Annotated in this window: 1 protein-coding gene; it reads right to left on the reverse strand. The window is 65.2% G+C overall.

The annotated features are described in order from the left end of the window. Positions 1–10,473, reverse strand: a 10,473-nt coding sequence (locus CH293_RS27585) for a non-ribosomal peptide synthetase (RefSeq protein WP_141217257.1), incomplete at both ends; no start/stop codon positions are given.

Genomic DNA, 10,473 nt, shown 5'->3' on the forward strand with positions numbered 1-10,473 from the left:
GGCGGCGTCGCCACCGGTCACCACGACCTGCAGATCGTCCAGTCCAGCGGGATCCACCGAAGCCAACGCCGCAGGCGTCACGAACGCATGGGTCACCGATTTCTCGGCCAACACCGCTGCGAGTTCGACGCCGCCGTAGACGTCGGTCGGCGCGATGACCATGGTTGCGCCGCCACAGAACGCCAACACCATCTCGAGCACCGACGCATCGAAGCTGGTCGACGCGAATGCGAGCACACGCGAGTCGGTGGTGACCCGGAAGCGGGTCCGCTCCTCCTCGGCGAGATCGGCGATACCGCGGTGCGTGACCACCACGCCCTTCGGCACACCTGTCGATCCCGAGGTGTAGATCAGGTACGCCGCATCGTCCAGCGACGGAACTGCCTGGTCGTCCGGCCGTCGGTCGTCGCCTGCCACAGAACTCGAATCGGCTGTAGACCAATCGATTTCGTCGAGAACGATCCAGTCGACGTCCCGGCCCGCTTCGGTCAGCACATCGGTGTACCGAGCCACCGAGATACCCACCGGTGCCGAGGAGTCGGTCAACATGTGTTCGATGCGATCCTGTGGATACGACGGATCGACGGGGAGAAACGCTCCGCCGGCCTTCGCCACAGCCCATACCGAGACGACGTACTCGATGGAACGCTGCAGTCCCACTGCCACATAGGTGCCCGGGCGGACACCGCGTGAGCGCAGCACGTCGGCAACTCGCGTGGATCGCGCGTCCAGTTCCTGATACGTCACGGATTCGTTGCCCGCGACGACGGCGATCGCGTCGACACCGCCGGCGCCGACGGCTGTGTTCACGGCTTCGGAGAAGACGTCGGACAACAGTCGTCCGGCGACGGATTGCGCGCCGTGCACCGGGACCAACAGGTCACGCTCGGACTCGGACAACAGTTGCAGCTGCCCGACAGGTAGTTCCGGCTGGGTCGCGAACGCGTCCAGAACGGCCACGATCCTGCCGAGAATCGCCTCCACTGCATCCTGCTCGAACACCTCGGGCAGGTACTTCGCTTCGACGTGGAGTCGATCGTCGGCCATCGCGACCAAAGTGAGCGGATACTGCGCGGTGTCGCTGCCGTCGACGATTCCCGACACACGCAGTCCTGCGATGTCGGTCTCGTCGGACAGTCCACCGCGGTCGACGGGGTACGACTCGAACACCGTCAGAGTGTCGAAGGCGACCACTGGACCGACGGCACGCTGGATCTCGGTGAGACCGAGGTAGTGGTGGTCGAGCAGCCCTGCCTGCTCGTTCTGCAGGCGGATGACGAACTCGCTCAACGTCTCCCGCGGGTCCATCGTCACTCGAACCGGGAGAGTGTTGATGAACAGGCCGATCATCGATTCGATGTCGTTGATCTCCGGCGGCCGCCCGGACACGGTTGCGCCGAACAGGACGTCGGTACGTCCGGTCAGCGTCGCGAGCACTGTGCCCCACGCTGCCTGTACCAGGGTGTTGATCGTGACACCACGGTCCCGCGCGAACACGCGGAGCGCGGTGGTGTCCGCCGCGTCGAACGACGTCAGCGCACGACCGGCTCGGGTCGATTCCTGTCGCCGGCTCTCGACCGGGGTCAGGAGAGTCGGCTCGGACAGTCCGGCGAGGGCCGAGATCCAGGCCTGACGGCCGGCTTCGCCGTCGCGCCTGTTCATCCACGCCAGGTAGTCGCGGTATGCGGGCACCCGAGGGAGCACCGCGTCGTCGCCGTCGGTCGCGTACAGAGTGAGCAGCTCGCGGATGACGAGCGGCGTCGACCATCCGTCGATGAGGATGTGGTGGTTGGTCAGCACGAGTCGCCACTGTCCGTCAGCGACCTGCACGAACGTGAACCGCAGCAGCGGGGCGTCGGCCATGTTGAAGCGTGTTGCACGATCGGCGGCGAGGATGCGGTCGAGCTCGGCATCCTTGCTCTCGGACGACACATCCCGCAGGTCGATTTCCAGCCACGGAACGTCGACGCCTCGTTGAACGACCTGCACAGCGTTGCCGTCGAGATCGTGAACGAACGCCGACCTGAGGTTGGAGTGGCGATCGAGAAGAACCTGAGCGGAGCGGTGCAAGCGATCCGCATCGACCGAGCCGCCGAGTTCGATGACGAGCTGGACGATGTAGGCGTCGACCGTCTGGTCGGACAACTCGGCGTGGAAGAGCATGCCCGACTGCAACGGAGACATCGACCAGATGTCGGTCAACGTCGGATACCGCTTCTCGATGTCGACGATCGAACTCTGCGGTAGCGCAACGAGATCGAGGTCCGACGGGGTGAATCCACCCGCGCCCGCACTCCGCGCGTGCCGGGCGATGCTCGTCAAAGCGCTCACCCACAGAGATGTCAACTCTTCGACGTCGTCGCGTTCCAGTACTCCCGACGGGAACGCGAACGTAGCCCGGAGGGCGTCACCGTGCTCACCACTGGTGGTGACCGCGTTGATGTCGAGGGCCGCCGAGACCGGTAGATCCTGGTTCTGGACATCGCCGATTCTGTCGTCCTCGACCGGGAGCCAGCCCACGCCGCGCAGATTCTCGGGAATACCCGCGCCGTACCGCCCGAGATAGTTGAAGCTGATCTGCGGCGACGTCAGGGGTGCCAGTACGTTTCGCGACTCGTCGTCCAGATAGCGGAGCATGCCGAAGCCGATGCCGTGGTCCGGAATTCCGAGAAGTCGTTCCTTGACGGATTTGATCAACGCGCCGGCCGACGGGCCACCGTTCATCGCGTCGTCGAAGTCGATGCCGCGCAGATCGATTCGAACCGGATAGATGGTGGTGAACCACCCGACGGTACGAGACAGGTCCGCGCCGGGGACGATGTGGTCCTCGCGTCCGTGGGCCTCGAGCGAGACGAGCGAATCCTGTGTCTCGATACCACGGGCGCGTCGCCACGCGCCGACGGCCAGTGCGAGACCGGCCATCAAACCATCGTTGACGCTGCCGTGGAACACTTCCGGAACGGTTGTCAGCAATGCCTCGGTCACGTCGGCCGACAGTTCGACCTCGACGTGATCGACCGTGGCGTAGACGTCGGTTTCAGGGTCGAGCGCGCGCGAGCCGACCAGCGGATCGTCCCCGGACAGTGTGTCCTTCCACAACGCCAGCTCGCTCCGGCGGGACTCCGCCGCGTCGGCCAGACCGTGAGCCCACCGCCGCATCGACGTACCGACGGGGAGCAGAGCGATCTGCTCACCGGCCTCGAGCTGTGCCCATGCCGTGGCGAGGTCGGGAACCAGGACGCGCCACGACACACCATCGACGACGAGGTGATGCGCGACGATCAGCAGTCGTCCGGACTTGTCGGCGGCTTCGAACCAGACGAACTGGATCATGGAGCCGCTGGCCGGGGCCAGACGTGCTGCTGCACGTTCGAGCTCGGCAGAGGCGACCGAGGAGAACTCGTCACCGGTGCTCGAACCAACCGAGACGTGGTGCACCACCGCGGCAGCCGCGACGGAACCGATGGGCTGCACGTCCATGCTCCACTGCTCGTCCTCGTGACGAAGGCGGGCACGCAGCATGTCGTGATGATCGAGCACGGACTGAACGGTCGCCTCCAGAGCGGATCGCTCGATGTCGTCCGGCAAGGTCAGCAACGCCGTCTGTGTGTGGCGGTCGAACACGTGAGTGCGGTCGATCATCCACTGGGTGATGGGCGTCAGCGGCACGTCACCCACTCCGCCGCCCGGCAGTTCTTCCAGTACCGTCACCGAGTCGCCGTCCGCGGACGACGCGGCCTCGGCGAGTGCGGCAACCGTCTTGCGTTCGAATACGTCCCGTGGCGACAGGACGAGGCCTGCTGCCTTGGCTCGGGACACCAGCTGGATCGACATGATGCTGTCTCCGCCGAGGGCGAAGAACGAATCGTCGACGCCGACCTGCTCGAGGCCGAGAACTTCGGCGAAGAGTCCTGCCAGCAGCTTCTCGATCGCGGTATCCGCCGTTCGGCCGATGTCGGCCGGACCGTCGAACGTGGGCTCGGGAAGCGCACGGCGGTCGAGTTTGCCCGCAGGGGTCAGCGGAATCGACTCCAGCTGAACGAACGCGGTGGGCACCATATGGGCGGGCAACGTTGCGGCGACGTGCTCGCGCAGAATCGCCGCGTCGACAGTGGGCGACGCGGACTCCGCGGCGACGAACCAGGTCACCAGGATGGTGTTGCCGGCGGGTCCTCTGACGCCGGCTGTCGTCGCGAAGTCGACACCGTCGTGCGCACCGACTGCCGCATCGATCTCGCCGACTTCGATGCGGAAACCGCGCACCTTGACTTGCGAATCACTGCGTCCGACGAACTCCAGCGCACCGGCGCGGTTCCAGCGGACGACGTCGCCGGTCCGATACATCCGGCTGCCCGGTTCACCGTAGGGATCCGCCACGAATCGCTCGGCCGTCAGCGGAAGTCGACCGTGGTAACCGCGTGCGAGAGCCGGACCGGCAAGATACAGCTCACCCGGGACACCGACAGGTACCGGCCGCAAGCGAGAGTCGAGTACGACCTCGGCGAAACCGATTGTCGGAGAACCGATGTCCACGACGCCGCCGGGGACGAGCTCGTTGCTGATCGACGAGAAGATGGTGGCCTCGGTCGGTCCGTACGCGTTGAACATCTTACGGCCGGGCGCCCACCTGGCCACCAACTCCGGCGGGCATGCGTCGCCGCCGGTTGCGATGACGCGCAGTTCCGGCAACTCCGTGTGGTCGACCGTCGCCAGCGCCGCGGGGGTGACGAAGGCGTGGGTCACGTGCTTGTCGCGCATCAAGTTCGACAGGTCCGGGCCGCCGTACATTCCGGACGGTGCGATCACCATCGTCGCCCCTGCTCCGAACGCAAGCACGAATTCCAGGACGGACGCATCGAAACTGGGTGAGGCGAACGCCAACGTCCGCGACCCCGGCTCTACCTCGAACCGTGTACGTTCCTCCGCGGCAAGGTTTGCCAGACCGCGGTGGGTCACCACCACGCCCTTGGGCACACCTGTCGACCCCGAGGTGTAGATCAGGTACGCAGCGTCGTCGATCCGCAGCGGTTCCACACGCTCGGCGTCGGTGATCGCGGCAGTCGAGAACGTCGACGTCACCTGTTGGAAGCGTGGGTCGTCCAGAACGACCCAAACGACCCGGTCGGACAACGCGGCCAACGCAGAGTTGTCGGCGAGCGTCGTGAGTCCCAGCGCAGCACCCGAATCGGTGATCATGTGTGTGATTCGGTCTGCCGGATACGTCGGGTCGACGGGAAGGAACGCCGCTCCGGCCTTCGCCGTGGCCCAGATGGCGACGATGGAGTCGGCGCCACGCGGAAGTGCGAGCGCAACCACGTCACCGGGGCCGACGCCGTGGTCGACGATCATGCGAGCCAGTCGAGAGGACCGAGCGTCCAACTCTCCGTAGGTCATGACTCCGTTGTCGACATCGAGCGCATGGGCCGATTCGCCTGCGGACACGACGGAGTCCGCCAATATCTCGGGCAGCAGCCGAGGCGGCATCGGTGCGGCGCCTCGAACGGGCGTCAGGGCGCCGAATTCGTCCGTCGACAGAGTGTCGATGTCGCCGACGGCAACTTCGGAATCCGAGGTGACCGCGTCCACGATTCGGACGAACCTGTCCGCGAACGTGCTGACGGTGGCAGCGTCGAACAGGTCGGCGGCGTACCGGAAGGAGGCCTCGATACCGGCTGCCTGTCCGGAGGCGTCGAAGCGCTCGGACACAGTCAGTTGAAGATCGAAATTGGCGATGTCGTTCGCCAGATCCATTGCCTCGACGCTCAAACCGGGCAGAGTGATGTTCGGGCGATCCGTGTGCTGGAACTCCAGCATCACCTGGAACAGCGGGGTATGCGAGGTGGACCGCACGGGGTCGAGCGCATCGACGACGCGCTCGAACGGAATGTCCGAGTGAGTGAACGCCGCGAGGTCGGTGGCCCTGACATCGGCCAGCAGATCCCGGAAGGACTGCGCGGCGTCGATCTCGGTCCGCAGAACGAGTGTGTTGACGAACATTCCGACTAGATCGTCGAGCGCAGCGTCACCGCGTCCGGAGATCGGTGTACCGACCGAGATGTCCGACGACGCCGACAGCCTGGACAGCAGCACCGCGAGCGACGCGTGAACGATCATGAACACGCTGGAATCGCGCACGGCGGCCAACTCCGCCATCCGCGCGTGGACCTGGGGGTCGATCGAGAACTCGACTTCCGCACCGCGGAACGACGATTCGGCCGGGCGTGGACGGTCCGACGGGAGGTCCAGAACATCCGGGGCTCCGGACAAGGTGTCCACCCAGAAACCCAGCTGCTTGTTCATCACGGACTCGGTGTCCGATTCCTCACCGAGGAAAGCACGCTGCCACAGCGAGTAATCCGCGTACTGCACAGGCAGCGCCGACGTCGTCGGCGCCTCGCCCTGGGTACGCGCGCTGTAGGCGACGATCAGATCTCGAGCAAGCGGACCGGTCGAGAATCCGTCGGAGGAGATGTGGTGCACGACGAACGCGAGCACGTGATCCTCCGGTCCGACCTCGATCAATCGGGCTCGGACGGGGACACTGCTGGCGACGTCGAATCCTGCGGACGCGACCTCGGTGACGAGACGAAGGACATCGTCCTCGGACTCGGCCGGGACCGGAGTCAGATCGGGCAGCGCCTGGTGCGATTCCAGGATCGACTGGACGGGACCGTCGTCGGTCAGAGGGAAGACGGTCCGCAAGGCTTCGTGTCGGTCGACGACGTCGCCTATGGCACTGCGCAGTGCAGTCGTATCGAGCCGGCCGGTCAGCCTCATCGCGAAGGCCACGTTGTACGCAGCCGACGATGTGTCGTACTGGTTGATGAACCACATACGCTGCTGTGCAAGAGAAACCGGGATGGACGTCGGCCGCTCCAGCGGAACCAGCGCCGGCTTCGGATCGGTCCGGTAGCCCTGCGATTCGACGACCGCAGCCAGCGAACGCACGGTCGGTGCGTCGAACAGATCGCGAACGGTCAGGCTCGATCCGAGAGCCGAGTTGATACGCGCCACGGCTCGCATCGCGACGAGAGAGTTACCACCGACGGCGAAGAAGTTCTGGGTGACGCCGATGGGTTCTCCGCCCAGAAGCGCGACGAATTCGCCGACGATGATCTCCTCGACCGGGTTCGACGGTGCGACGATCTCGTCGTCGGTCAGCGTGAACACCGGGTCCGGCAAGGCTTTACGGTCGAGTTTTCCGCTCGAGTTCAGCGGGAACTCGGCCAGTTCGACCACCAGCGACGGCACCATGTACGCCGGCAGGGACTCGCCGACGGCGCGTGCCAACTCGGCTGCGTCGACGGTTGCTCCCCGCACGGGTACTACGTAGGCGACCAGAGCCTCGCCCGTGGAGACGGTGCGGTGGACGACGGCCACGGCGCGTGCGACCGACGGATGACGAAGCAGCGCCGATTCGACTTCGGGCAACTCGATACGCAGTCCGCGGAGTTTGACCTGGAAGTCGGTACGGCCGATGTACTCGAGGTTGCCGTCGGCGCGCCACCGGACTAGGTCGCCAGTGCGGTAGAGACGTTCACCTGGTTCGCCGTACGGATCGGCAACGAAACGATCGGCGGTCAGATCACCGCGGCCGACGTAGCCACGTGCGAGTTGAACACCTGCCAGGTAGAGCTCACCCGGTGCACCGATCGGTGCAGGCTTCAACGACGCATCGAGGACGTAGGTGCGTGTGTTCCACACCGGGGCACCGATCGGAATCGATATCGGATCCGACGAGACGCAGTGATACGACGTCACGTCGACCGCTGCCTCCGTGGGACCGTACAGGTTGTGCAATTGCGCATCCGAGAAGGCAGCGAATGCCTCCACTGTCGCAGGCGGCAATGCCTCGCCGCTGCAGAACACCAAGCGCAGTGACTCGCAGTCCTCGGCGTGCGCACCGTCGACGAAAACGGCGAGCATGGACGGCACGAAGTGAAGGGTGGTGATTCGTTCGCGCAGAATCACCCGCGACAGATACTCCGGATCACGGTGACCGTCGGGTGCTGCGATGACCAGTTTGGCGCCGACCTGCAACGGCCAGAAGAACTCCCACACCGACACGTCGAAGCTCGCCGGAGTCTTCTGCAGCACGTTGTCCGACGGCTCGAGCCGGTACCGGTCCTGCATCCACAGCAACCTGTTGACGATGGCTTCGTGTGTGACGGCTACGCCCTTGGGCCGTCCCGTCGAGCCGGAGGTGTAGATGACGTAGGCGGTGTTCGCGCCGGAGATGTCGCCGAGCCGCTCCGACGAGCTCAGCGGAGTCGTCGCCCTGTCCGATACATCGATCAGGTCGACGGCGAGCACCGGAGTGGCCACCGACACATCGATCCAGTCTCTGCTCGTCGTCAGGATGCAGACGGGCTGCGCGCTGTCGATGACGTACGCGGATCGGTCGACGGGATGGTCCGGGTCGATCGGAACGTAGGCGCCACCCGCCTTCATGATCGCGTACATGCCGACCAGCAGATCCGTGGATCGTCGAATTGCAAGTCCCACATGCGATTCCGGCCCGACTCCCAGTGACACCAGATGACGTGCGAGCTGGTTGGCACGCTCGTCCAACTCGCGATACGTCACGTGTTCGTCGTCGAACACCAACGCGATGGAATAGGGGCTCCGCGCGACCTGCAGGTCGAACAAGCTGCCGAGTGTCGGGTCCGATCCGACCTGGGCAGGCAGCTGATGCTCGGTGGAGTTCCACACGGCGAGCACGGTGTCGCGCTCGGACACCGACAGAATGTCCAGATTCCGAAGCGGCGCCTGCGGGGCGCGGGTGATCGACTCGAGCAACCGGAGAAAACGGTCGACGAAACGATCGATTGTGTCCGGGTCGAACAAGGCGGTGGAGTACGTGAACGCCGCACTGGACGTGCCGCTGTCCCCCGCTGCCTCGTCGATCCGAAGCTGCAGGTCGAACTTGGTGGTGTCGGTGTCGATTTCCTCGATGTTCACCGTCAGATCGGGCAGCTCGAGGTGCGCCCGCTGATTGTTCTGGAACTCCAACAACACCTGGAACAACGGAGAATGATCCGTCGACCGCGACGGCGCGAACTCGTCCACCAACCGCTCGAACGGCACATCGGTGTTGTCGAACGCAGCCAGATCCGCAGCCCGAGTCGCCGCCAACAACTCCACGAACGACAGGTGCGCCGACACCTCCGTCCGCAACACCAACGTCCCCACGAACATACCGACCAACGCATCCAACCCGGCCTCACCCCGACCCGCGATCGGCGTACCCACCACGATGTCCTCGGTACCACTCAACCTGGCCAGCAGGATCGCCAGCGCGGAATGGAACACCATGAACGGTGTCGCGTCGTGTGCGGCGCCCAACCGCACGAGCTCGGACCGAAGTTCTGCGGGAATCTCGAATTTCGTCGTTGCGCCTGCCACGGATTGAGTGCTGGGGCGCGGTCGGTCGTGAGGCAACGGCAGAACGTCGGGCGCATCCGCCAGTACTCGGGACCAGTAGGCCAGCTGGCGGGACATCAGGGATTCCGCGTCGGACTCCGACCCCAGCAGCCCGCGCTGCCACAGCGAGTAATCCGCGTACTGAACGGCCAGGGGTTCCCAGGTCGGAAGTTCACCGGCCACCCGCGACGAGTACGCGATCATCACATCGGAGGCGAGCGGAGCCATGGAAGCACCGTCGGCCGCGATGTGATGGACGACGATCGCCAGCACATGCCGGTCCTCGCGACCGTCGAGGCGGTAGAGCGTGGCTCGAATCGGCACGTCGGTCGTGACGTCGAAGCCGCGTGCAGCGGCGGACGACACGTGCCCCGCCAGCGCGCTCTCGTCGATGGACACCACGTCCATCGACAGATCGACATCGGCCGCGTCCACCACGACCTGCCGAGGAAGCTCGCCCACGGTCGGGAACACGGTTCGGAGACTCTCGTGGCGATCGACCACGTCCGCCACCGCAGCGCTGAGCGCCGCGACGTCCACGGCACCGGACAACCGCACTGCGAGTGGGATGTTGTAGGCAGCCGACTGCGTGTCGAACTGGTTGATGAACCACATACGCTGTTGCGCGAGCGACAGCGGAACCACGTCCGGACGCTCGGCACGAACCAGCGCGGGGCGGTTCGACGAGCCGGCAGTGTCCTCGGCACGAGCGGTCAGCCCGACGACCGTCGGTGCCTCGAACAGGTCGAGAACCCGCAGAGACGAACCGAGGTCGGCGTTCACCCGAGCGATCAATCGTGTTGCGACCAATGAGTTTCCACCGAGATCGAAGAAACTGTCGTCGATGCCGACTTTCTGCGAGTCCAGTAGGTCCGTGAACACCGCGGCCACTCGTCGTTCGTTGTCGGTCCGTGGGGCCCGGAACACCGAGTGCGACGCGAGCGTCGGAGACGGTAGTGCGCGTCGGTCCAACTTGCCCGCAGGAGTCAACGGAATCGACTCCAACACAACGAACGCCGACGGAACCATGTGCGACGGCAACACACCCGC

Origin of the sequence: Rhodococcus sp. 14-2470-1b (assembly GCF_002259415.1) — a bacterium.
Lineage (GTDB): Bacteria > Actinomycetota > Actinomycetes > Mycobacteriales > Mycobacteriaceae > Rhodococcoides.